This window comes from Zoogloea sp. 1C4, assembly GCF_009469605.1.
GTDB lineage: Bacteria > Pseudomonadota > Gammaproteobacteria > Burkholderiales > Rhodocyclaceae > Zoogloea > Zoogloea oryzae.
The window spans coordinates 1-23,550 of record NZ_SSXU01000025.1 but is presented as its reverse complement, the minus strand read 5'-3'; the positions used below and the strand labels follow the sequence as shown (position 1 = coordinate 23,550).

Below are 23,550 nucleotides of genomic sequence, written 5' to 3'. Positions count from 1 at the left end.
GATTCGATGTTCGCAATGAAAGTCGACCGGCTCGTCAAAATCGCTACCCCTCTGGGCCCGCTGCTGGAATTCAGCCGGCTTGAAGGTAGTGACGGACTCTCGCGCAACGGCGAGTACCGTATTACGGTGCTGTCTCGTCGCGGTGACATCCAGGCTGACGAACTCCTCGGCCACCCTATCTCGGTGGCTGTCACCACGCCCCACGGAAGCACCCGCGAATTCAACGGGCTGGCCGTCGGGTTCTACCAGGTAGGGCAGCACAACCGCCATCACCAATATCTCATCGTTGTTCGCCCCTGGACTTGGCTGCTTACCCGAACCAGCGACTGCAAGATCTTCCAGGACAAGTCCATCCGGCAGATCATCGAAGCCGTGTTCGCCGATCACCCCTACGCCGACTTCGAGTTTCACCTCACCGCCAGCTACACCACCTGGGATTACTGCGTTCAGTATCGTGAGAGCGACTTCAACTTCCTTGCCCGGCTGATGGAACAGGAAGGCATGCACTTCTTCTTCCGCCACCAGAACGGCAAGCACACTCTCATCATCGCCGACAGCCTCAAGGCTCATGTTGCCGCCGACCACTACGACGAGGTGCCGTTCCGCGAACCCGAAGCCTCTCACGCCCGCGTCGACGAGGGTATACGCGAGTGGTCCCACGGCGCAGAGATCCAGCCCACCCGCTTCATTCAGCGCGATTTCAACTTCGAGAAGCCTCGAGCCGACATGCAGGCCGACGCCGGCCCGGCGCGTCCGCTCAAGCACCAGCACCAGGCGGCCTTCGATATCTTCGACTATCCTGGCGAATACGAGGAGCGCGGTGAAGGCCAGCGTGTCGCCGCGGTGCGCATCGAGGAGATGCGTCATCAGTTCGACCACTTCAACGGCGAGGGCAACGCGGCCGGGTTAGCCACCGGGGGGGTTTTCAAGCTGCTTGAACACCCGCGCATTGACCAAAATCAGGAATACCTCATCACCCTCGCCGACTATCGGGTCGAGGAGAGCCCGCTTGAGTCCGAATTGGTCACCACCGAACTCATCAGCCTGCGCTTTCGTGCCATCCCGTCAGCGCAGATCTTCCACCCGCCGCGCCTTACCCCCAAGCCCATCGTCCAGGGCCCACAGACCGCCATTGTCGTCGGCCCGGCCGGCGACGAGATTTATACCGACAAATACGGCCGCGTGAAGGTCCAGTTCCACTGGGACCGTTACGGCAAGAAGGACCAGAACAGTTCCTGCTGGATTCGCGTTTCCCACCCGTGGGCCGGCCAGAACTGGGGCATGATCGCCATCCCGCGCATCGGCCAGGAGGTCATCGTCGAATTCCTCGAAGGCGACCCGGATCGCCCGATCATCACTGGCCGCGTCTATAACGCCGACCAGATGCCCCCCTACGCGCTGCCCGACAACATGACCCAGACCGGCATCAAGACCCGATCGACCAAGGGCGGCGGTGTGGGCAACTTCAACGAAATCCGCTTCGAAGACAAGAAGGGTGCCGAGCAGCTCTACATCCACGCCGAGAAGAACCAGGACAATGTGGTCGAAAACGACGAGACGACCCAGATCGGGCACGACAGGACCGAGAAGGTTGGGCGTAATGAGAACGTGACGATCGGTGACAACCAGTCAGAAACCATTGGTAGCGCCAAGACCGTTACGGTCGGAACCGACTTCCGCTTGACCGCTGGCGACAGCATTACGCTCACGGTTGGATTGAGCACCTTGGTCATGAAGAAGGACGGCACAATCATCGTCAACGGCAGGACCATCGACGTTGTCGGCTCCGACCACATCCAGCTCGATTCCAAGCGCATCGACCTAAACTGAGGCACGTCCCGTGAACGGCCCCGACAACCTCCTCGAAGCACCGCTCAAGCCCGCACCGTTGCCGGAAGTGCGCAACCACACAGCCTTCCCCAGCCAGTATTTCCAGATGGTGGACGTGGCCGGCCAGATCTTTCACGTCATGGTCAGCCGCCTCACGTACACCTTGCGCAAAGTCGACGCAGAGGGCTGCGTGATGCTTGCCGACACCCAGCGTCCCCTGGCCGCCACCGACAGTTTTTCCGGCGAACCCAATCTCAGTTCGGTACTGCAGGAGAGCGACTACGTGCCCTTCAAGCCGCGCTGTGACCTCATCTTCAACAATGCCCTTGCCCATGCCCCGAACGGCGAACCGCGGCCGAGCTGGGCGGTAGGCATCAAGGTGGGGGAATGGACCAAACGTCTGGTAGTCACCGGGCCACGTCAATTCGTGAGGGATATTGAAGGTTGGCATTTGACGGATCCCGAGCCGGTCGCGACGGTCCCGATTTGCTATGAAAACGCCTGGGGCGGCACTTGTATCTGGCCACGGCCTCAACCCGACGGCTCGGCGGTCGAAGCGCAAATCCACACGCGGGACGCCCGAAACCCCATCGGCTGCGGCTTTCTCGACCCTGACTGGGACGCACGCGCCCAACCGGACCGTCGCCCCGCCCCCCGACTCGAGCCCTTCGGGCTCCCCTTCGACCAGGCCGCCGCCGAAACCGGCGACTACCCGGTGGTCGGGCTCGGCGCGCTCGGGCGCTGGTGGCAGCCGCGTCTAGCGCTGGCGGGCAGCTACGACGAACACTGGAAGCAAACCCGCTGGCCAGGGCTACCCGAAGACTTCGACTTCGGCTACTGGAACTGCGCCCCCGAAGACCAACAAATCGATTACCCCCAGGGCGGCGAAACCGTCGTGCTCGCCGGGCTGCATCCCGGCGGAGAAGTCCGTTTCCGGCTCCCACGGCCGGTGCTCAAGCTACTGCTTCACCTGGACGTCGGCGTTCCGCTGTTCAAGCCTCTGCTCACCGACACTCTCATCTTCGACTTCCAAGCCTACGAACTCAGCGTCGTCCAGCGTGCCGTGGTTGGCGCTGCTGCCGGTGTGGAACGGATGGAGCTGGGCACTTGGGACATCGAAGCCGCCCGCCGTGCCAACGCGGCCATCCAGAAAGGACAGTGAGATGGCCAGCGAAACCGCCACCGCCCAAGACGCCCAGTTCCGTCTGGTCAGCCTCGCACCGGATGTCTGCCTCACGCCGAGCAAGCAAGGCGTGCCGGTCCCTTACCCCATCACCCACACGATGGACATGAGCCAACACTGCTCGCCCAACGTCTTCTTCCAGGGTAAGGCCGCCTATCTTCACAACCAGAGCTTCGTCGACAAAGTGACGGGCGACGAAGCCGGTGGCGGCAAAGGGGTGGTCAGCCAGACCCACACCACGGTCAGCCACAACATCGGCAAAAGCGGCTCGGTCTACGTGAATGGCCAACCGATTGTGCGCACCGGCGACAGTGTCTGGATGAACTGGAAAGCACCGTGAGCGGCAAGGGCAAAGTCAAACCCAACAATCAAGCCGCGCCTGGCCCGATCGGCAACACCCAGGGGCTGATCGTCCCGCAAACCCAGCCCAACGCCAGCGGCCCCGGCAACAGCGCCCCACCGCCAAAACCCACCCCCAAAGAAGAAGGCTGGTGGAATCGCTGGGGCTCGGACGCACTGCACACCACGCTCGATGTGGTCGGGTTGATTCCGGGCGTCGGCGAAGTCGCCGACGGCGCCAATGCCTTGGTCTATCTTGCAGAAGGGGACAAAGTCAGTGCTGCCTTGAGCGCCGCGGCCATGCTGCCGATAGGCGGGCAGGCTGCAACGGCGGCAAAAATGGCCAAGAAGGGCGCCCAGGCGCTCGAAAAGCAAGCGACCAAGAAGGCCGCCGAGGAGGCGGTGGAGCATTCGGTAAAAGAAGCGGCAGAGAAAGCGGCAAAGGAAAAGCTGGAGCGGGAGGCGGCGGAGAAGGCGAAAAAGGAAGCGCAGGCTGCTGCCAGTGGCGGACGAGTTGAGAAGATTTCCCCCCGGGATGATCCGCGTTATCGTCGAGGAAAATTCAGAAAAGGTAAGCGGGAGAAGGTTTGGGAGGATGCGAAAGACTCAGATGGCAAAGTACGGGACCCAAAAACTGGCAGAGAAATGAAGGAAAATGAGCCTTGGGATATGGGGCACAAGCCGGGGTATGAGCACAGGAAGCATCAAGAAAGTGCGTCTCGAAGAGATATAGACCGAAAGAAATTCTTGGATGAGTATAATGACACTACAAAATATCGGCCGGAGCTTCCTTCCTCAAATAGAAGCCATGCGGGGGAGATTAGAACAAATGACTACTTTGGAGACTAATGATGCGTGCCGTAACGGAAGATGATAAAAAAATTGCGAAAAAGGTTCTTTCTGCGTTTAAAGGTAGGAGTCCTGTAGTTCGTAATTACTTTAATGACAGTCGCGACATTTCTGTTGATATTCTTTCTGTTGCGGGTACGCCCGATGTTGATATTTCGTCTTATGGGACGATCGGTCTTTCGGATCATCCTATGCTTGAGGGCGGAAAAGAATTTCCAACGAGAGTGGAGCTTTGTGGCGCTGCGCTTTCATCCTTTACGGTCTTTCCAAATATTCTTGCTGAGGCTGCTTTTACGATAATTAAGTCGACAAAAGTTTGGCGGCCAGGCTGTTTTTTTAGAAACATAGTTGGGCACTATGAGTCGGATTCAAGCTTGAAATCTCTTTATCTCACAACTCCTTTTTTTTGGGAAGATGATCTCCATGAATTGAATTTGAATGGAAAGGCGATTAATTGGCTAATGTGCTTTCCTATTTCAGATGCAGAGTTAGGTTACTTAGAAAAATATGGATCAGCTCAGTTTGAGAGCATGCTGGAGGAGGCTGGAGTTGATGTTTTCGATACATCTCGCAGTAGCTGCGTGTAGTCTTGTGCCTAGAAAACCGCACACCCCGAAAATTCGGGTTCATTAAATCAACGGCTTGCAACAGTAGTCCTGGCAAAGTTTTTGATTTTCCCAAATGTCCTTGAAATGTCCGTCGATAGCGGGTTGATCACGCCTGGGGTGACGGCGGCCTCTACGACTACCGCTTCGAGTACCTTGACCCAGTGCGAGAGCGGCGCATCACCGACTCCCTCGGTCACGTCTCGGTCGTCAAGCTCGACGAAAACGGCCTGCCGATCAACGAGCTGGACCCTCTGGGTGGCACCACCATCTTCGAGTACGACGACCGTGGTCGTACCTGTGCGGTCGTCGATCCCGCGGGGCGCCGCAGCGAATACCACTACGACGACAGCGGCAACCTGCTCCAGGTGCTACGCCCAGATGGCACCCAGCTGGCCACCGAGTTCAACGTCGCCAACAAGCCCACCCGGATCGTCGACCCCAACGGCGCCGCTTGGCTGCAAGACTGGAATACCCGCGGTCAGCTAATCAGCCAGACCACGCCCCTCGGCCACGTTAGCCGCTACGAATACGACGCGCTCGGGCAGCTCGTCACCCACCTCAACCCCCGCGGTGCGCGCACCGCCCTCAGCTACGACCGCCACGGCCATCTGACGCGCGTTGAGAACGCCCTCGGCCACACCACCCATTACGCCTTCGACACCCTCGGGCAACTGGTCGGCCATGCCGACCCCGCCGGCCAGCGCACGCACTACCAGTACGACCCCAAAGGCCGACTCACCGCCGTCCAGCTCCCGTCCGGCGCCCGCATCCAATGCGCCTACGACGCCGAAGACAACCTTACCGCCTACCAGGACGAGAACGGCGCCGTCACCCGTCTCGAATACTTTGGCCAAGGCGAACTCGCTCGCCGCATCCAGCCGGACGGCCATCGGGTCGATTACCTCTACGACACCGAAGAACGCCTCGTGGGCGTACGCAACCAGCGAGGCGAGCTATACCAGCTCAAGCGCGATGCCCTGGGCCGGGTCGTCGAAGAGATCGACTACTGGGGGCAGCGCAATCGCTACGCCTACGGCCCCAGCGGCCACCTCAAGGCCACCCTCGACCCCCTCGGCCAGCGCATCGACTACCTCACCGACCCACTCGGGCGCATCGTCAAAAAGGTACTGCCCCAACCCGGTCAAGCCGAGGGCAGCCCAGCCTGGGTCGAAACCTTTGACTACGACGCCGCCGGCAACCTCGTCGCCACGGGCAACGCCCACGTCCAGGTCGAACGGATTTTTGACGCCGTCGGGCAGCTCCTTCAAGAAACCCAGCAACACGCAACTGGCGACTGTTTCGCCATCGACAACACCTACGATGCCGCCGGCAACCGCGTCCAGCGCCAAACCCGCTTTGCCGGCAGCGGCCCCCAGTCCGCCTCTGCCGCCCACCGGGTGGACTTTGCCTACGACCTGCTCGATCAATGCATCGAAACCCGGCTGGACGGTGCCGCGCCCATCCACCATCACCGCGATGCCCTTGGCCGGCTCAGCCAGGAAGCGATCACCCCCACCCTCGTTCGGGATTTCCGCTACAACGCCGATGGCCTGCTCACCCGCCAGCACACCCGCACGGGCGAGCACACCCTGTTTGCCACCGACTACCACTACGACCCCGCCGGCAACCTTACGCGTCGGGAAGACAGCGGCTTTGGCGTCGACACCTACCTCTATGACCCCATGGGCCGCATCCTGGCCCACATCGACCCTAAGGGGCGCATCCAACGCTTCCTTGACGACCCGGCCGGCGACCGCCTCACAACCCGCGTCGCCGCAAGCCAAGCCGGCAACGACGATGACTGGCAACGCAGCGGCGAACACGTAGGCACCCGCTACCGCTTCAACCGCGCCGGCAACCTCACCCACCGGCAAGACGCCGAGGGCCTGCTCGAACTCGACTGGGACGCCAATCAGCGCCTGATCGCCAGCCACCGCAGCGGCACAAATGACCAACGCCTCACCACTCGCTACGCCTACGACCCGCTGGGCCGGCGCCTGTGGAAAGAAACCGCCGGCGTGCGCACTACCTTTGGTTGGGACGGCGACGCCCTCGCCCTCGACGCAACCCGCGGCACAGCACGGGAATTCGTCTACCGTCCGAACACCTTCGAACCGCTGGCCTTACTCCGCGGCACCAATGCCCCGGCCCTTCACTACCTCAACGACCCCAGCGGCTGTCCGATCCGCCTGATCGATAGCAGCGGCCAAATCCAATGGGCCGCGCGCCACCAAGCTTGGGGCGCCATCGCGCATCGGCCGGTCAATCACATGGACAACCCGATCCGGCTTCAAGGGCAGTATGAAGACGGCGAGACCGGGCTCCACTACAATCGGCACCGCTACTACGCGCCTCAGATCGGCGCCTTCATCTCCCAGGACCCGCTAGGGCTGGCGGCGGGGGCGAATGTCTACAACTTCGCGCCAAGTGCGCTGGGGTGGGTGGATCCGCTGGGGTTGAGTTGTAGGAAAGCGGCTCTTGCAGTAAAGTCGGCTTATGAGGGTATAAAGGATGCGTCCAAGTACCTCCAAAGTATTGGTTTGCCGAGGTCGCAAAGAGTCACGATTCTCAAATCATTTGAGGGGGAAACAGTCAGGCTCAGAGCAGCGGGATCGTCCGAGTTTGGTTTGCGCTACTATGATGAAGTCAAAGCACTCGCCAAGGGACGATATTTGTTCGAAACGTTTCCTGCGTCCCGTGAATCTCTAGCCCTGCTGCCTCAATGGAATAAAATGACCAAACTGACTCAGTGGCAAATTCGGCCTGGATCGATGTTGATTGAAGGGCGAGCAGCTCCGCAAGGTATGTGGCTGCGCGGTGGGCAGGTTCAAAAATTTGTTCCTAACCTTAGTGATTTGCTGAACACATGAATAAGCAGGGGCGAGCACTCGCATTGATCCGTGCAGCACGGACGGCTGCAGAGGAGGAATTAATACGACACCGGGAGGGGAAAGGAACAGTTGGCTCACTGCGTCAATTGGAGGCAGTTTGCGAAAAACTTATCACGATGGAGCAACTAGTTAACGAAAAGGCCTTTCCTCCAATTGCTGAGCGTGACCAAGGCATGGGGCGAATGGTCGTCGACTCTTGGCCGATGGAATCCTCTCTTGGAGAACTTGTTTTGAAAGCGGAGCAGGAGTTCTTGAAGCTCTGATCTTACTATGTCACTAAATGGAGGCAGGGCTGCCGAAGCTACCTGAATGACCTCGATTGCCAGCCCTTTCGCAGCCCCAGGACTTTGCAGCCTCTTTTTTTAGGTGTGCGACTGGTGATTTAGCAAAGAAAAAATCCGTAATGGGTAGCTTCGGGAGCCTGAGGCAGGGCCGCCGATTAACGCGTACCCCTTTCCGCTAAGAGAAGAATACAGATGGCAAATTTCCGCATTCCCGGTCCGCTGTGCAGGACGCGCCACACCTAGTCTATTGACGACGGCACTCTCCCCCGCTGCAGTATTTGCGCCAGTTCGGACAACTATCCGACTCCAGTTTCCGGGCAGCAGCGCCGCCCGCCGCATGCCATCGATCTGGCGTTCCTGTTCCGTGAATGCCGCAACCCCCTGCGGGGGCTGAGTGCAGCCGACTACGCCGCTGCAGCCAACCAGCTAAAAGTGGATATCGCTGCGATCCAGGCAATCGCTGAAGTCGAGACCAGCGGTCACGCGTTCGACGAGTCTGGACGACCGCGGATACTTTTCGAGCGCCATTATTTTCACCGATATACGGCTGCCAAGTATGACGCAAAGCATCCAGGTATTTCGAACGCCAAGCAAGGTGGTTACGGAAAATTCTCGGCCCGATATGCGAAGCTGGAAGAAGCCTATCGGCTTGCGCCTGAGGCAGCGTTACGTTCTGCGTCATGGGGCCGTTTTCAGATCATGGGTGACAATTTCAAGGCGGCCGGCTTTACCTCGGTTAAGGCGTTCGTACTCGCAATGAGCCAGTCGGAATCCCAGCATCTGAAGGCTTTCACCCATTTCGTAATGAGCAACAAGGCGATGTTGTCCGCACTACGCGAGCACGACTGGGCGCGCTTTGCGAAAGCCTACAACGGGCCGGGCTATCTGAAGAACGAATACGACACAAAGCTGCGGGATGCCCATCGGCGTTATGTCGCCCTGGCGGGGCAGAGTACAGCGGGCTCCAATCTACCATGAAGCAGCTCATCACCCTTTTGTGTGCGGGCCTGATCAGCGGCTCTGTGGCTGCTGCGCCGCCGCAGGCACCCGGCGGCCTGTGCGCCGAACGGGAAGATATCTATTTTTCCTGCCAGACAAGTCTTGGCCGCTGGGTCGCGCTGTGTGGAAGCGGGAACGATAAGATCCAGTATCGCTTCGGAAGGGCGGGACACGTCGAACTCGCTTTTCCTGGCACCGATGGTGGTCGTCATGTCTTTCGCTACGCCCATTATTTTCGAGCGGGTGTCGACAGAATAGAGGTGCTCTTTCGCAACGAGGGCTTCGACTACGCCGTGTTCGATTACAACGAGAGGGGTAGCCGCACGGCGGGGGTCCGCGTCACCAGCGATTCGGGCGGGGAGAGAGAGTTCAAGTGCCGTGGAGGCATCAGAAGCCGCTTGGCCGAACTTGAAGGATTGCTTCCTTGTGATCAGGACAACGCGCTGAACCTGAGATCATGTTCAGCACCGTCCGGCCAGCGCTGACACTGGCAGATATCTTCGCGAGCCAACGTGCAATAATCTTCGCCCGTCCGCAATCATTCGGATGAAAAATCAACTGGTTGTGATCTGAAGTCTTGCGTTTGTCCTGCACGATATCGAGCAGTCTGGTATTCTGCAATAGATGGGAAATGCATTATTTAGCCCAATAAAATACGTTGCGTAGCTTAAGCGCTGCTGTGCCAGAAATCTACGCTTGATCTTCTCTTGACCCGTGGGCACACGTCTATGCGCATCTCCGTCATCAGCTTCAATGGCGCCCCGCCTGCCCGCCCGGCGACCTTCGATTTTGACAGCCGCGGGGGGGCGATCGGACGGGAGGAGGGCAACGAGCTGGTTCTGCCCGATCCCGAACGGCACATTTCCCGTGTTCAGGCGCGGGTAGAGTTCGACGGTGGGCAGTTTGTGCTGGTCGATATGGGCGGCAACCCGTCGTCGGTGAACGACCGGCCGGTGGGGCGCGGCAACCGGGTGGCGCTGGTGGGGGGCGACCGGATCGTCATCGGCGGTTATCTGCTGGAGGTCGAATTTGCCCATTCGGCGCCGGTGTTTTCGACGCCCGAGCTGTCGGCTCCGTCGTCCGATCCGCTGGGTCTGTTCGGCGGCGTGCCAGCGGCCACGCAGAATTTTTCCGATCCTTTTGCCGGCTTGCTGGGCACGCCTGGTGCATCAGCCGCGAAGACTCCGGTGGCGCCACAGCTGGCCGTGAGCGACGATCCGTTCGCGGTTTTCGCGGCCTCGGCGCCGTCGGTCGGCCGCTCCGCAGAGCCTGTGCCCTTGCCTGATCCCTTCGCAGTGCCACCTCCGCCGCCCACCGCACCGCGGGCTGATCTGCTTGGCTTGGGCGAGGTGCGCGGCGAGCAGTCGGTCGATGCGTTGTTCGGACTGGGCGACGCGGCCCGCGATCCGTTCGCCGGCACGCCGCTCGGTGATGCGCCGGTGACACCGTCCGGCGCAGTGTCAGCGACGGTCGATCCGCTGGCGCTGTTTGGCGGCGCGGGCCCGGCACCGGTTGTGGCCAATCCCCAGCGCGACGACGCGCCGCTGCTCAATCAGGCTTTCACACCGCCGCGCGCCGAGGCTCCCGCGCCGCCTGCGCCGGTGGCGGGCATGGTTTTTTCGTGGGATGACACTTCGGCCAAGCCGGTGGCGGCTCCGCGCAGCGCGCCCCGTGATGCCGCATTGCCACCGCAGGTCGAGATCGGTGTCGACCGGCTTGCGCCGGAGCATCCTCCCACCGTCATTATGTCGGCGCCTGTTCCAGCGCCAGCACCGATAGCCGCGAGCGTCGCGCCCGGCGCCGAACAGCCTGCTGCCGTTCCGGCCACCGGCGACGCCTTGCTCGATGCTTTCCTGCATGGCCTCGGCGTGCCGTTGCGCCTGCCGGCCGGGCTTACCCCCGAGCTGCTGGAGCAGATCGGCATGGTGCTGCGTGCGTCGACCCAGGGCACACTTGATCTCCTCACCGCTCGTGCGCTGACCAAACGCGAGGTTCGTGCCACGGTAACGATAGTCGCCCCCAAGGACAACAACCCGCTCAAATTCTCGCCTGATGTTGGCTTTGCGCTGTCGCAACTCTTGGCGCCCCAGGGGCGTGGTTTCATGCCGCCCGAGGAGGCGATGCGCGATGCGTACGACGATCTGCGGGCGCACCAGTTCGGCTTTATGGCGGGGATGCGTGCGGCGCTGGCCGGCGTACTTAAGCGTTTCGAGCCGGGCAGTCTAGAAGAGCGGGTGGCGTCGCGCGGCGTGCTCGACAACATTCTGCCCGGTAGCCGCAAGGCCCGGCTGTGGGATCTGTTCGAGCAGATGTACGACGAGATCTCGCGGGAGGCGGAGGATGACTTCCACGCCCTCTTCGGCCGCGAGTTCCTGCGCGCCTACGAAGAGCAGGTGGACCGGCTTCAAGCGGAGCGTGAGCCGGGCCGATAGGCGATTGATACAGTCCGAACAAGCAGCGCGAGGTTGTCATGCTGGAGATGCAGACGTGTTTCCTGTCCGAGGTGGGCGGCCGTAGCCGCAACGAGGACGCCTGCGGGTACTGGACGTCGGAGACCGGCTGCTGCTGGGTGGTGTCCGACGGGGCGGGCGGCCACGGTAGCGGCGACGTGGCCGCCCGGCTGGTGGTCAGCAGCATGCTGCGCAGCTTCTCGGCCCACCCGCAGGTCGGGCCGAACACCGCCTCGAGTCTGCTGCAGCGGGCCAACGATGCTGTGGTGGAAGAAAAGACCACCGGTGGCACCGCCGACGACATGCACGCCACCGCTGTACTGCTGCTGATTGACCCGCACGACCGCGTGGCGGTGTGGGGCCATGTGGGTGATACCCGCATCTACCTGTTCCGGCACGGCCGGGTGGCTTACCAGACGCGCGACCACAGCCTCGTCCAGAACATGATCGACGCCGGCTATGGCAGCGTCGACATGCTCCGAACCCACCCCCAGCGCAGCCTGCTCACCTCGGCGATCGGCTCGGCGGAGTCCATCGCGCTGTCGGTGTCGGCCGAGCCGCTTGCGCTGCATCCGGGAGATGTCTTCCTGATGTGCACCGATGGCTGGTGGGAATACGTCGAAGAGGACGATATGGAGCGCCTGCTCAACTCGACACCGACGCCCCAGGCCTGGCTGGAGAGCATGAGCGAACTAATCCGCAGCCGGGCATCGGAGTCGAACGACAACTTCACTGCAGTGTGCGTCAGCATGATCGAAGAGCCAGATGCTGACGAAACGACAGTCATCATCCCATCCAAGCGCCGCCTTGAAGGGGAGCCAGACTGAGGTGATACATTGAATGCTGAACATCGTTCAGCGTGCTTGGCGGTAATGTGGATGACCCGCCGATAGCGCTTCCGCAAAGGTTCATTTTGCGTCTTGCAGCTTGCCGTCGAGGGTTTGTTCAAGCGCTTCAGATAGTACTTTTCTGTTGGTTCGTTGCCGCTTGAACCCCGAGGGGGGCGGGGGCGTCCCGTTGGGCTGGCGCCTTGGTGACGGCCTTGTTCTAACGGTCGGCCGCCGAAACTTCTTCGACCGCAAAGCGCAGCGCGGCAAAGGCCGGCGAGCAAGGCTTGCCATCGGCGCAGTGCGCCTCGCCACCCAACCCGACGGGGCCCTGGCCGGATTCGGAGAGCGCGGCTTCGACGACGTGTTGCGTGGCGCCATTGCTTCTGGCATCAAAACGCAACACCGAGAAATCCCGCGGTGAATCGGCAACGATGGCGATCACCTCCCAGTTGCCTTTCGGTTGGTCGGCCTCGTAGGCCCAATCTGGCCGCGGAAACGGCATTGGCTTGCCAGCGCTGATCTGGTTGGCGCGATCGAGTTCGTTGGGGAATATCTGGCTTAACTGTGCAGTGGCCTTGTCCCACAGCAGCATGTAGAGCAGCCCGTTACGTTGGCTGCTCAGCACGAAACTGAGCGCGTCCTTGCCGATGGTGAGCGGGGTGTGGATCTTGTCAACTTTCAGCCCGAAGCGGGCGTCGGATGCGGCCACGGTGGCGCTGAAGGCTTCGTCCAGCGTGACCGGCCGGGCGACAACCGGGGCGGGCGTGACCGCTGACGCAGGGCTGGTGGCAACGGGCGCCAGCGGGGGTGAGGATTGTTCAGCGGGCCTTTCCGGCGGTGGCGCGGGGCTGCGGGTGAACATGAAAACGCTCGCAGCCAGCACACCGAAGGTGGCAATCGCGGCGGCGTAGCGCGGGGTGCTGGGGCCCTTCTTCCCAGTCGGCGGGGCTGCGTGCGGAGGCGCCGGGGCGGGTTCGGGGGCAAGCCGCGACAAGTGACTGGTGGCCGGAATCTCGGAGGGAATCAGCGTGTCGAGCCGTTGCCCGGCGGCGGGCTGGGGTCGGGCTGGATCATGGGTCGATGCGATAGCCGATGTCGGCACATAGCCTGTCATGCCCAGTACCGCGCGCATCTCGGCGATCGACTGCGGGCGGTCCTCGCCCTTGACGTGCAGGCAGTGGTCAATGCCGGTGAGGAACTGATCGGAATATCGGCCAGCGGCCAGCGTCGCGAGGGGCTCGTAGCAGTCCTGCAGCATGCGATCGACGGCGGCGGGCGGGGTGCGACCAGTGATAACGAAATAGATGACAGCCGCGAGCGCGTAGATGTCGGTCCATGGGCCCTGCTTAACGCCGGGCATTTCGACGTACTGCTCAATCGGGGCGTAGCCGGGCTTGAGGATGACGGTGAGCGCCTGGGTCATGTCGCTGATCACCCTGCGGGCTGCACCAAAATCGAGTAGGACCGGTCGTTCATCGCGCAGCAGCATGATGTTGTCGGGCGCCACGTCGCGGTGATAGCAGTTCTCGGCGTGCATCAGCTCAAGCGCATCCATCACCGGACCAAGGATCTTCTTGAGCCAGACTTCGTCGGGCGGACGCCCCCCGCGTTCGCGCAGCACGTCACGCAGGGTCTTGCCGGCGTAGTAGGGCATCGCCATGTACGCGGTGCCGTTGGCCTCCCAGAAGCGATATACCTTTAGCAACGCGGGATGGTCGAACTGGGCGAGCAGGCGGGCTTCATTGACGAAGCTGCGGCGGCCGATCTCGAAGGTGTCGGAGTGGCGCTCGGAGCGGACGATCACTGATGAATCTTCACCACGGGCGGCTAGCGACGAGGGCATGTACTCCTTGATCGCCACGCGACGCTGCAGGGAGTGGTCGTCGGCGAGATAAACGATGCCGAAGCCACCTTCACCGACTAGCCCGACGATTTCAAATTCGTAAAGCCGGGTGCCCAGCGGTAAGGCGTTGGCCGAATTGGGGCGCGAACGGGGCGGGGTGGAGGGCACTGCAGCAACTCCGCCCAGCACTATCGTCTTTTCATCGTTAGGATCGGACACGTGAAAACCCTGAATATTTGGCGCGTCAGCTACCAGGGGAATAGGAAAGCATCTTCAATAGAAATGCGGTGTCCGGCAAGCCCCTGTGGGCAAAGCCGCCGTAGTTGCCGTCGATGCTGTAACACCACCAAGTTGAATAGCCGTCGAGCGCGTACTGCAGACTGCCGGTAGCGAGGACATCGAGGCAGTCGCCGGTCAGGCCGGAGAGGTCAATTAACGCTTCTCGCCGAGCCAGACGGGCACCAACCGATGCGAGGGTATCGGTTGGAGGGTGGCGAGCGGGTGGCGGGCCTAGGCTGCTGAGGGCGACTTCGAGTGGTTCGATGTCGTGCTCGAGTTGCAGCGCGAGGCGGGCGGCGTCTTCGAGCCGTCTGAGCCACGCGCCGAGGGCCGACGCGGAGGAGCCGAGAGCCTGACCTGAGGACAGGGGGGCCGCCAGTGTAAAGGGGAAATAGCGACCAACCTTATCCACCGATGGCGTCCATGCGCCGGCCCAGCCTTGCTGGCCTAGCACACCGGGCATCAGTACAAAGTGCCATACGTGAGCAGTGAGGTAGGTGTCGAGCCAAGCGCTGCCGAGCACGGTCTGGCTAGCAGCCATACCATGCTGCAGCCAAGCATCCCACGGTGCCACGAATTCGTTCGGAAGGCGCCGCTGGGCAAAGTCGCCAAGAATCGGGAGCTTGCCGTACCAACCAGCGGAGCTCATGGTCACAGTCCGCTTGGGCAGCGGAACTCTACGAGCTCACGCAGCCGGAAGGGATTTTGGACGCTACTAGCGGTGACCTCAAAGCTGGCCTGGCGGCCTTCCACATCGAAGGTGACCTTGAACTTTTCAGGCGCACCCATACCCTCGACCCGCGCCTTGTCGAACAACCGGAACAGGGCCCAGGCGCCTTCGGTAGTCAAGCCCGAGGCGCCGCTGGGGGCCGGCGGGGTGATCTGAATGCGCGCCGAAATGCCGCCCTTGCTTCCCGGCCATTGGACCGACTGAGGCAGCTGCGGGCCATGGGCGTATTTGACGAGCTGACCGTCCACGTCGAGTGTGAACTGAGTGATCGTCGGGTCCATGTCGATAGGTTTGAAGTCGAGCCGCACCGAGCCGCTGCCGCGGAAAAACACGTCGCGGATGGTGGCGGCACGCTGGAACTGGGCAAGGTTGCCTGGCCCGCCGAGGGATTGCTCCTGCACTTTCTTGAAGCTCCAAGGACGCGTCGAGGTGTCGACGAAGGGTGCGAGGTTCTTCTGGAAGAAGTCGTCCATCAGCCCGCCAGGGGCGAACAGGCGGGCGAAGTCCTCACGGGTTACGTCGCGGGCGCTGCCGCGGGCGAAGGGGTAGCGCCCGTCGGTGGCCATATGGCAGAACTGACCAACCTGGGCACCGACCGCCGACGACAGGTTCTCGCGGGTTGCAGCGAGGGACTGGCTTGTGCCAGCGCTTGACAGCTGCTGCAACATGCCGCGGATCGGCTCGGGCATCCGGGCACTTTCGGCCTTCACCTTGGCGGCGGAGTCGCCCGGTGGTGGCGCAACCTTGTCCTTGATTGCAGTTTCCGTGGCCGACAACTGCACATAAACTTCATTGAGCAGTTGGGTGACGCTGTCGATCGGGGCGCTCTTGCCGTCGCCGGTGACGAGCTGGCGGATCTGTACAAAGCGGTCATCCACCACACTTTCTAGACGTTCCGGCGAGGTGGTCAGCGCGACATTTCCAGCTCCGCTGGAGTCCACGCCCAGCATTTTGCCGAGCTCCTGCTTGGCACTGGCGAGCTTTTCGCTGGCCTTGTCGACGGTCGATTTCTCGACTTCGGGCGGCGTCAGCGTGGTCTCATGGGCGATGGCGCGCATCAGCTTGGGCAGTGGCGAATCGACACCGGACAGCACTCGCGCCACCTGGATGCTCTGGGTGAGACCCGGCGAGCGGACAACCGAGATGTCAGTGACAAGGGCTTCCCACTGGCGGGCGTAGTCGCTGAGATAGAGTCGGCGCACCTCGCGGGCAATGTTTGCAGCGTCACGGCCAGCGGCGGGATTGCGGCGAGTGCCGAGCACCCAGGATTCCTCTTCGGTGAGCTTGGCGGTGACCCTATCGACGGCCTTGGTGAAGCCCTTGTGGTAGCCGTCATAGGTGTACAGCCCGGCAATGCCGCGGGTCAGCGGGGCGCCGCTCTTACGCGTGAATACCAGCGTCGAACTGGGGCCCGCAGCGTGCTCAATGGTGAAGTCAGGAAAGTCTGCGCCCACGCCCTGGCGTTTGAGCCGGCTGTAAATGCGGTCGGGCAGTGAGTAGCGCAGCAGCATCTCACGGGCACGGGCGACGAGGGCAGAGTCCTGCACTACCGGCGAGGCCACAGGTCCGTCGGCGAAAAGCGCATTGAGGTGCTGACCCAGCGCGGCGCGCTGGTCGGCGGTGACGCCGCGGGGCAGGTTGCGGTCCCAGTCGATGCTGATCCATGCTTTCAGCGCCTCAGCGTCGAAATGCGCTGGATCGTTAAGCATCAGATAAACCTTTAAGGTTTCGTAGGCAAATTCAAGGTTGGTGCCATCAAGGCCGCGCAGCTGGGCTTCAATGCGGTGTGACAGACGTGGGAGCAGCACATCGCGTAGCAGACCAAGGTACGAATGCTCGGCTGCCGCGTCGAGTTTGTCGCCCTGGAAGAGGCCGAGGCCCATACCGGCGGGTTTCTCTTCGCGGGGGCGAGCCGCTGTACCCGAAACGTCGCGCACCGCGTCAAGGACGGCCAGCACGCCGGGGATGTCGTCGTCCGCGGAGGTCCCTACGCGCGAAACCAAGGGCTTGGCGGCAGCGACGGCGGCATCCACCTCGTCTATGTAGCTGCTGTTGCGCAGGTAGCTGAAGCTCCAGCCGATGACCAAGCCAACGGCCAGCAGGCCCATTGCGACGAGTGCTCCGACGTGAATCAGGCCGCGGCGGCGTTCCCATTTGAGATTGGTGCCACCGAGGCGCTGCTCGGCGAACACGACTTCCTTCAGCAGGCGGGTCAGGAAGAAGCTCTTGCCGCTACCGGCCGCAGGTGGAAGAACTCGCCGCTCAAGCCCAAAGGCCCCGCCGAGGCTGGTCATCACACGGTCAATCGGGTTGCCCTCCTGAGTGCCACTGGTGAAGTACACGCCCCGTACCATCAACGGATGGTCGTAGTCCGAGGTGGAGAAGACGCACTGCAGAAAGGCGTCGAGCAGGCGACTAACAAGGGCGAACTGCTGATCGAAGGCCGCGATCAGGCTGCGGTGGCTAAGATCGGGCTCTTGCTGGAGGCGTTCGATCAGTTGACCGCTGATGCGTTCGTGGAGGGCGTCAAACTGAGTCGCCAAGTGCTGCAGCGGGTCGGTGGTGACGGATTCGTCGGTTGGGAAGGTGACGCCCCACACTTGATCACGCCCCTCCTTACCGAGGTTGGCGAAAAATTCGTTAAAGCCAGCAACGAGGTCAGCCTTGGTGACCAGTACGTAGATCGGCAGGCGGGCGCCAAGTTGTGAATAGAGTTCCTGGACGCGGGCGCGCAGGGCTGCAGCATGGTGGGCTGCCTCGTTTTCGTTCTGGGCGAGTAGATCTCCGAGGCTGATCGTGAGCAGCACACCGTTGAGTGGCTGGCGTGGCCGGTGCTTGCGCAGCAGGCCGAGGAAGCCCTGCCACGCGTCGCGGTCGGCGGTGGCATCGGAATCCTGGGTGGTGTAGCGGCCTGCGGTATCGATCAGTACAGCCTCGTCGGCAAACCACCAGTCGCAGTTACGGGTGCCGCCGATACCCTTGATCTGATGTGTGCCAAGTTTCTCGGCGAGCGGGAAGCGTAGGCCAGAGTTGATCAGTGCGGTGGTCTTGCCCGAGCCAGGCGCGCCGATAAAGACATACCATGGCAACTGGTAGAGATATCGTGCAGAGCCTAACGCGGCGAGGCGCGCCAGCCCGCTCCCTGAGGCGGCCGAACGACTGTGGCGCAGGATGGCTGTAGCCTCTTCGAAACGCTTGCGGAGGGTCGCAAGTTCGGTGGATTCGACCGGAGTTTCGGTGCCTTTGCCGAGCAGGCCGTCAAGCAGCTTGGCGTTGCTGGCGTGGGCCTTCAGGCGGATGAAGACAAAGCGCGCCACGGCGACGAGCATGATCAGGCCGATGGCGATCCAGCGCACGCGTTCCGATTCGAAGGGTACCCGACCGGCGATGGCCACTAACGGGCTGAGGTACCAGATCATCAGCGCCAGCGCGATCAGCCCGGCAAAGCCAAGCAGCATGGGATGGAGCAGCGCAGCGAAGAGCTTTTTCATCATTCGACCCTGGTTCAGTTGCCGCGGGTGGCCGGGAATACAATGACTTCGACGCGGCGGTTCTGCGCACGTCCTTCGGGTGTTTCGTTGGTGGCGACGGGTTCGCTGTCGGCACTGCCTTCAGTCTTAACTTTCGTGCGGTTTCCCAGACGTGCCGCGAGCGCTTCGGCGACCGCGTCTGCGCGAGCCTGGGACAGGTGCCAGTTGGATGGGAAGCGGGCTGAGCGGATCGGACGATTGTCGGTGTGGCCACGCACAAGCACAGTGCCCTCGACCTTAGCCACCGCTTCACCGATCCGTTCGAGGAGTTCGGCGAAGGATGGCGAGAGGGTGGCGCTGCCTGCCTCGAAGAGGCCATCACCGCGAGCGGTGACGATGCTACGGTCGATCAGATCACGCACAACGACGCGGCCGGCTTGGACTTCGGGGGCCAGAAAGTGGGCCAGCCGGGCGGGCGCCGGGGTAGGGGACGCAGGCACGGCGGGGGGCATTGGCGTGCCTGCCTTGAGGGCGAGGATGGACGAGAAGGTGGGGTCGGAGTGTTGGTTGAGGGCGAAGGAGGCGAGCAGGTAGCCGATCGCCAGTACCAGCGCCGTCAGTGCAGCTGCCGCCCAGAGTGGCACGGATTCGCGCAGCGGGTGGGCGGGGCGGGCCGTGGTCTTCCAAGCCGGCGAGAGTTCGTGGATGACGTCGCCGCGCTCCTTGGAGAGCATCTGTGCCAGCCTCTCGCGTACTGAGGCGAGCTGGGCGCGGCCGTTTTGCTGCACGCGGAAGCGCCCCTCGAATCCGAGGGACAGGATCAGGTATAAGAGTTCGAGGAGATTGCGGTGCTGGGCGGGGTTCTCGGCGAGCTTGCCGAGCAACTGGAAGAATTTCTCGCCGCCCCAGGCTTCGTTGTGGAACTGCACCAGCAGGCTGCGCTGGGCCCACACCTTGTCGCCCCACGGAGTGTTGGCGGCGGTTTCGTCAAGGAAGGTGCACAGCGCGTAGCGCGCGGCGATCAGCTGTTCATGGGCAACGCCGTGGTCGCGGGCCTTGGTCTCGAAGATGCCGATGGCGCGGGCCAAGGTGTCGCGCAGGCCGGTGGGGTCGGGGTGCTGGGCCTGGCGGAATTGGGGCACCAGGCCCAGCAGCGGGTTGGCTGCGGCGATCAGTGGGTTGAGTCCGGTGTCCCAGTCGAGGGCAGCGAGGTCGACCCGCTCGAAGCGCATGGCGGGTGCCGGCCCGGATGCCGCCGCCGACCGCGCGCTACGGGCGCCGGGGGATGGGATGATCAGCGTCTTGTCGGAAGGAGGCTGGGCAAAGGGGTCGTCGTGCGCCATGGTTCCAGTCTCAGGTGGCGATGCGTTGGTCTGTGCTCAGGCCCGGATGGCCCATAGCGAGAGTTCGAGGGCAGGAAAGTCGCCGGTCACATAGATGCCAAGACCCCCGGAGTTGTCGAGCTGTTTCCAGAGATCGCCAGCATTGTCGAGTTGAAAGTAACTGAAACCAGCGTGGAACGGAATCTGCCGCGGGGCGACGGGCAGTGCCTGCAGCGCGATGCCGGGTAACTGCAAATTGACCAGTTCGCGGATCTTTTCGACCGGGCCTAGCTTGGCCTGGGCGGGAAAGCGCGCGCGGAGGGTTTCGCTGGGCACCTGGGCATTGACCGCAAGCACGAAACCGGCATGACGCAACAGGTTGCGGTCCGTGACCAAGCCAACGAAGCGGCCCTGCTTGTGATCCTGCAGCTCAATCTGGATGGCGTTCTGTTCCAGCACTGTGGCGAGGGCGCGACGGATGTCGCGGATCAGCGGCGTGAAGCTGGCTTCGAGGGCATCGTGGTCGTAGGTTGGGCGAGCGCTGGGGCGGCGTTCGGTATTGACGAGCGTAGCGAGTTCGGCGGAGAGTTCGAGGAGGCGGACGAACAGGCGTTCAGGGTGGAGCTGTCCCAGCTGGGAGAAATGCTCGAACACCGGTTGGTGCCGGTTAACTGTTAGCAGGAATATGAAGTCGGCGATCTCGGCCACGCCGCCCGCGCCAGGCTGGGCGAGGCGTCCGGCTAGGGCGTCACCCCGCTGGCCGAGGAGGCCGTGAATCTCCCGCAGAAAACCGGACAGTACCGGAGAGGCCTGGCTGGCGAGCACCGGTGGGATATACCCCTTGTCGATCAGCAGGTTGTTGTCCGGACGGCGTTCGATGACGCGCACCACGCCGATGCGTACAAAGGCGTCGGAAATTTGGTCGGCAAGAACGAGGCGCAGCTGCGGCTGGCCGATTTCGATGGGTTCGGTGGTGCCGTCGCCGGCGACGGAATCGACGATCTGTTCCTCGACCGGGGCGTGACGTGCGAGGTGCGCCGACGGTTCCCCGACACGGGCGGCTTCGGCGCTCTGCGCACGGCGCAGCGGCAGGGCCAGATAGACGATGGCATTCTTGGCGTTGGGTGGGATGTCGAGGGCCAGCGGCGCGGGGTGGGCTGCGGGGAAATCGAAGGGTGTGCCGTCGGGTAGCACGCCGCGGGCTGCTGCCAGCGCGATCTTGCCGGTGGCGAGCGCCGCGCTGTCGAGCTCAAGTTGGGCGAAGCCCCAGAAAAGGCCTCCCAGCGCCTGCGTTCGAGTTTCGACGTACCACTCCATGTGGCGGTCCTGCTGCTGGAAATGCTGGGGCCGCAGAAAGAGGCCCTCGGACCACACGACTTTGCTGTACCAGGACATGACGGCCTCTTGTGGGGCGAGAGTAATGGTTGAATTATTGCTTACTGCCCGACGCTGCGCTGCCTGGGGAGCTTCGGGGCGATGGCGATTCCACTTTGGCTAACCTGGATGGAGTAGGCGGTGGTTGTATGCTGCGGGATGGGGGCGGTGGCCCGCCAGCGCACTTTGTTGACTTCGCGGTAGGCTGCGAAGACTCCCAGAAACTGGCTCGGGCCTTGAAGATGTAGTTCAGTACTGAAGGCCTGATTGGGTAGAAGGGTGATTTCCTCCCGCACGACCTTTGCTGCGCCGAGCACCTCATTGTCGCGCTCGAACAGCGAGAAGAAGTCGGCGTTGTCGAAGACTGCTGTGGTTTGTAGAAGGTAGAAGCGCACGACGATGGGCATTGCACGACCGTGACGGTCGGCATTGACAGCCGCATCGGCGATGATATCAAGCCGGATTACCGTAGGGGGCGGCTCCGTTTTGGGCGTAGAAATGACCGGCGGCTTGGCGCATCCTGCCAGTGCTGCCACGACGGTGGCAGTCGCACCAAGTGCGTGCGTGAATCGGATCATCGCGGCTGGATCTCCAAAAGCTGTTCAGCTATACAATTTGATTATCGTAGCCTTTCTGCCGCAATGCAATCGGGAATGAATCGGTACGCCCTGCCGTGAAAAAAGCAGCCTATAATTATACTATGTCACTAAGATGAACTCATTATTCGCTCCTTCAGAAAATGGCATTAAACGCAAAGCGAATGATGGAGGCGCGTTTCGTGAAGTACCTTGAACTCCTTTGCTCCGCCCGCGGACATGCAGACCGACGTAAAGGACTGCGGGGATATTGCCGTGGCCTGATGCTGCCATTGGATCGCAAGAGTGTGGAGCCGCTGGCGGCGAGCATTGATCCGCTTTCGGTCCGGGCACGACACCAGTCGCTGCATCACTTCGTCGCCAAATCAGATTGGTCGGATACTGCCGTTCTGGAGAAAATCAGCTGTGAAGAGTCAAGACGTTGTTTCCGTCCCCTGGTAGCCGAGAGCTGGGGGTTTGGCAGCCGATGCCGTGGTGGGGTCGATGCCAGTTGTAGAAGTGATTCCAGAGCGGCAAGGCCGCGCGGCGCTGGTCCGAGTTGGCGTAAGCATGGCCGTAGGCCCACTCCCGCAAGGCGGACTGGATGAATCGCTCGGCCTTGCCGTTGGTCTGGGGTCGGTAGGCGCGGGTGAATTTCTGTCGGATGCCCAGGGCGCCACAGGCGGTCCGGAAAGCGTGGGAGCGGAAGGCCGAGCCGTTGTCGGTGATCACCCGCTCGATGGTGACGCCCAGCTTGGCGAAGTACTCGGTGGCGGCCTGCACGAAGCTGACCGCGCTCTCCTTGCGCTCGTCCGGATACATCTGGGTGAAGGCGATCCGGCTGTGGTCATCGATGGCGACGAACAGGAATTCCCAGCCGATGCCGCGGGTGGCCTGGGTGCGGTCACCGGTGATCCGGTGGCCGGTCCGCTCGAAGCGGCCAAGCTTCTTGATGTCGATGTGCAGCAACTCGCCGGGCGTCTCGCGCTCGTAGCGCTGGACGGGTTCCTGCGGTTGCAGGTCGCCCAGCCTCGAGAGCCCGGCCCGTCGCAGCACCCGGCTGACCGTTGCCTTCGAGACGCCCATGTAGGCGGCGATGCGGGCCTGAAGGAAGAGCTGGCGGCGCAGCTCCACGATCGCCAGCGCGGTGGCCGGCGCGATGGCGCGCGGCGAGCAGGCCGGGCGCGAGGACTTGTCGCACAGGCCCGCAGCGCCCGCGGCCAGATAGCGCCCGAGCCACTTGCGGGCCGTCACGGCACTCACGCCATGCGCGGCGCCCGCCTGCGAGGCAGAAAGGCCGCGTTCGGTGATCTCCTGAACCATTTCCAGGCGACGAAGGTAGGTCAATCGGGCATTCTTATGGGTGTTCATCCGGGGCAGGCTCTCGAGGTGACTGGGGGTTTGGCGATTTCCAGTCTCTCAGAATCTCCCCGGGTGAACACCCGAAACAACCTATTGAAACGTAAGCGTCCAGCCAAGTCATCTCCTCAGTCGCTCGTAATCCCCTGACGATCATGTCCTCCAACACCATCTTCTGGAGGACACATGGACGCTTCAACAATCAATCTTCCCACCGCCGGTCGGCGTCGTGGTCGGTACAGCGACACCTTTAAGGCAGAGATCGTGGCCGCGTGCAAGGCACCCGGCGTTTCAACGGCTGCGGTTGCGCTGGCCAACGGCCTCAATGCCAACCT

The 23,550-nt window shown here is 62.3% G+C and carries 19 protein-coding genes and 1 pseudogene; 13 read left to right on the top strand and 7 right to left on the bottom strand.

Annotated features, from left to right (window positions below; genetic code table 11):
• The first annotated feature begins 6 nt into the window (after nt 1-6).
• From GH681_RS19990 to GH681_RS19940, 11 genes are all read left to right on the top strand, one after another.
• Nucleotides 7-1,830: a type VI secretion system Vgr family protein gene (locus GH681_RS19990; protein ID WP_153163310.1), complete on the top strand. Its 1,824-nt coding sequence runs from the start codon at nt 7-9 to the stop codon at nt 1,828-1,830.
• A 10-nt stretch (nt 1,831-1,840) separates the two neighbouring features.
• The gene (locus GH681_RS19985) at nt 1,841-2,992 is read left to right on the top strand and encodes a DUF2169 domain-containing protein (RefSeq protein ID WP_153163309.1); all 1,152 of its coding nucleotides are present in this window, start codon (nt 1,841-1,843) and stop codon (nt 2,990-2,992) included.
• 1 nt (nt 2,993) lies between these two features.
• Nucleotides 2,994-3,353, top strand: a complete 360-nt coding sequence (locus GH681_RS19980) for a DUF4150 domain-containing protein (RefSeq protein WP_153163308.1) — start codon at nt 2,994-2,996, stop codon at nt 3,351-3,353.
• The gene (locus tag GH681_RS23790; RefSeq protein WP_228112003.1) at nt 3,350-4,201 is read left to right on the top strand and encodes a GH-E family nuclease; all 852 of its coding nucleotides are present in this window, start codon (nt 3,350-3,352) and stop codon (nt 4,199-4,201) included. Before GH681_RS19980 ends, GH681_RS23790 begins: the two co-directional genes overlap by 4 nt.
• 2 nt (nt 4,202-4,203) lie before the next feature.
• Entirely contained in the window at nt 4,204-4,788 is a 585-nt protein-coding gene (locus tag GH681_RS19970; protein ID WP_194271294.1) for a suppressor of fused domain protein, read from the top strand.
• A 182-nt stretch (nt 4,789-4,970) separates the two neighbouring features.
• Nucleotides 4,971-7,679: an RHS repeat-associated core domain-containing protein gene (locus GH681_RS19965; RefSeq protein ID WP_153163306.1), complete on the top strand. Its 2,709-nt coding sequence runs from the start codon at nt 4,971-4,973 to the stop codon at nt 7,677-7,679.
• A complete protein-coding gene (locus GH681_RS19960) occupies nt 7,676-7,963 on the top strand; it encodes a hypothetical protein (RefSeq protein WP_153163305.1) in 288 nt (95 codons plus the stop codon). Before GH681_RS19965 ends, GH681_RS19960 begins: the two co-directional genes overlap by 4 nt.
• Nucleotides 7,964-8,416: 453 nt before the next feature.
• Nucleotides 8,417-8,962 (top strand): N-acetylmuramidase family protein, encoded by a 546-nt coding sequence (locus tag GH681_RS19955; RefSeq protein ID WP_228112002.1) that lies wholly within the window; start codon nt 8,417-8,419, stop codon nt 8,960-8,962.
• Nucleotides 8,959-9,468 carry a hypothetical protein gene (locus GH681_RS19950; RefSeq protein WP_153163303.1) on the top strand — a complete coding sequence of 170 codons (510 nt, stop codon included), beginning with the start codon at nt 8,959-8,961 and terminating at the stop codon, nt 9,466-9,468. Before GH681_RS19955 ends, GH681_RS19950 begins: the two co-directional genes overlap by 4 nt.
• A gap of 243 nt (nt 9,469-9,711) precedes the next feature.
• Nucleotides 9,712-11,415 (top strand): type VI secretion system-associated FHA domain protein TagH, encoded by a 1,704-nt coding sequence (gene tagH, locus GH681_RS19945; RefSeq protein ID WP_153163302.1) that lies wholly within the window; start codon nt 9,712-9,714, stop codon nt 11,413-11,415.
• A gap of 38 nt (nt 11,416-11,453) precedes the next feature.
• Nucleotides 11,454-12,260 carry a PP2C family serine/threonine-protein phosphatase gene (locus tag GH681_RS19940; RefSeq protein WP_153163301.1) on the top strand — a complete coding sequence of 269 codons (807 nt, stop codon included), beginning with the start codon at nt 11,454-11,456 and terminating at the stop codon, nt 12,258-12,260.
• A gap of 220 nt (nt 12,261-12,480) precedes the next feature.
• Here the strand turns inward: GH681_RS19940 and GH681_RS19935 are convergent, their stop codons facing one another.
• The 6 genes from GH681_RS19935 to tssJ form a co-directional block, all read right to left on the bottom strand.
• Complete coding sequence (locus GH681_RS19935; RefSeq protein WP_194271293.1) at nt 12,481-14,274, bottom strand: serine/threonine-protein kinase; 1,794 nt, start codon at nt 14,272-14,274, stop codon at nt 12,481-12,483.
• 76 nt (nt 14,275-14,350) lie between these two features.
• Nucleotides 14,351-15,034 (bottom strand): type VI secretion system-associated protein TagF, encoded by a 684-nt coding sequence (gene tagF, locus GH681_RS19930; RefSeq protein WP_153163299.1) that lies wholly within the window; start codon nt 15,032-15,034, stop codon nt 14,351-14,353.
• Between the two features lie 2 nt (nt 15,035-15,036).
• Nucleotides 15,037-18,609, bottom strand: a complete 3,573-nt coding sequence (gene tssM / locus GH681_RS19925; RefSeq protein ID WP_153163298.1) for a type VI secretion system membrane subunit TssM — start codon at nt 18,607-18,609, stop codon at nt 15,037-15,039.
• Nucleotides 18,610-18,620: 11 nt separating this feature from the next.
• Entirely contained in the window at nt 18,621-19,928 is a 1,308-nt protein-coding gene (locus GH681_RS19920) for a DotU family type VI secretion system protein (RefSeq protein ID WP_153163297.1), read from the bottom strand.
• A gap of 36 nt (nt 19,929-19,964) precedes the next feature.
• Entirely contained in the window at nt 19,965-21,302 is a 1,338-nt protein-coding gene (gene tssK, locus GH681_RS19915; protein WP_153163296.1) for a type VI secretion system baseplate subunit TssK, read from the bottom strand.
• A gap of 41 nt (nt 21,303-21,343) precedes the next feature.
• On the bottom strand, nt 21,344-21,859 hold the full coding sequence (gene tssJ, locus GH681_RS19910; protein ID WP_153163295.1) for a type VI secretion system lipoprotein TssJ: 516 nt from the start codon (nt 21,857-21,859) through the stop codon (nt 21,344-21,346).
• Nucleotides 21,860-22,044: 185 nt separating this feature from the next.
• Here tssJ and GH681_RS19905 point away from each other — a divergent pair.
• A pseudogene (locus GH681_RS19905) lies at nt 22,045-22,278 on the top strand (transposase); the annotation flags it as partial.
• Here the strand turns inward: GH681_RS19905 and GH681_RS19900 are convergent.
• The gene (locus tag GH681_RS19900; RefSeq protein ID WP_153163294.1) at nt 22,277-23,227 is read right to left on the bottom strand and encodes an IS481 family transposase; all 951 of its coding nucleotides are present in this window, start codon (nt 23,225-23,227) and stop codon (nt 22,277-22,279) included. The pseudogene GH681_RS19905 and the gene GH681_RS19900 overlap by 2 nt on opposite strands.
• Before the next feature lie 174 nt (nt 23,228-23,401).
• Between GH681_RS19900 and GH681_RS24160 the strand changes: the two genes are divergently transcribed.
• The coding region (locus GH681_RS24160) for a transposase (protein WP_153163293.1) at nt 23,402-23,550 on the top strand (149 nt) is incomplete at its 3' end.

Bases quoted from the DNA above. Each gene is read 5' to 3' on its own strand.
- GH681_RS19990 (WP_153163310.1), top strand. From the start codon at position 7: ATGTTCGCAATGAAAGTCGACCGGCTCGTCAAAATCGCTACCCCTCTG.
- GH681_RS19980 (WP_153163308.1), top strand. From the start codon at position 2,994: ATGGCCAGCGAAACCGCCACCGCCCAAGACGCCCAGTTCCGTCTGGTC.
- GH681_RS19970 (WP_194271294.1), top strand. From the start codon at position 4,204: ATGCGTGCCGTAACGGAAGATGATAAAAAAATTGCGAAAAAGGTTCTT.
- GH681_RS19960 (WP_153163305.1), top strand. From the start codon at position 7,676: ATGAATAAGCAGGGGCGAGCACTCGCATTGATCCGTGCAGCACGGACG.
- GH681_RS19950 (WP_153163303.1), top strand. From the start codon at position 8,959: ATGAAGCAGCTCATCACCCTTTTGTGTGCGGGCCTGATCAGCGGCTCT.
- tagH (WP_153163302.1), top strand. From the start codon at position 9,712: ATGCGCATCTCCGTCATCAGCTTCAATGGCGCCCCGCCTGCCCGCCCG.
- GH681_RS19940 (WP_153163301.1), top strand. From the start codon at position 11,454: ATGCTGGAGATGCAGACGTGTTTCCTGTCCGAGGTGGGCGGCCGTAGC.
- tagF (WP_153163299.1), bottom strand. From the start codon at position 15,034: ATGAGCTCCGCTGGTTGGTACGGCAAGCTCCCGATTCTTGGCGACTTT.
- tssM (WP_153163298.1), bottom strand. From the start codon at position 18,609: ATGATGAAAAAGCTCTTCGCTGCGCTGCTCCATCCCATGCTGCTTGGC.
- GH681_RS19920 (WP_153163297.1), bottom strand. From the start codon at position 19,928: ATGGCGCACGACGACCCCTTTGCCCAGCCTCCTTCCGACAAGACGCTG.
- tssK (WP_153163296.1), bottom strand. From the start codon at position 21,302: ATGTCCTGGTACAGCAAAGTCGTGTGGTCCGAGGGCCTCTTTCTGCGG.
- tssJ (WP_153163295.1), bottom strand. From the start codon at position 21,859: ATGATCCGATTCACGCACGCACTTGGTGCGACTGCCACCGTCGTGGCA.
- GH681_RS19900 (WP_153163294.1), bottom strand. From the start codon at position 23,227: ATGAACACCCATAAGAATGCCCGATTGACCTACCTTCGTCGCCTGGAA.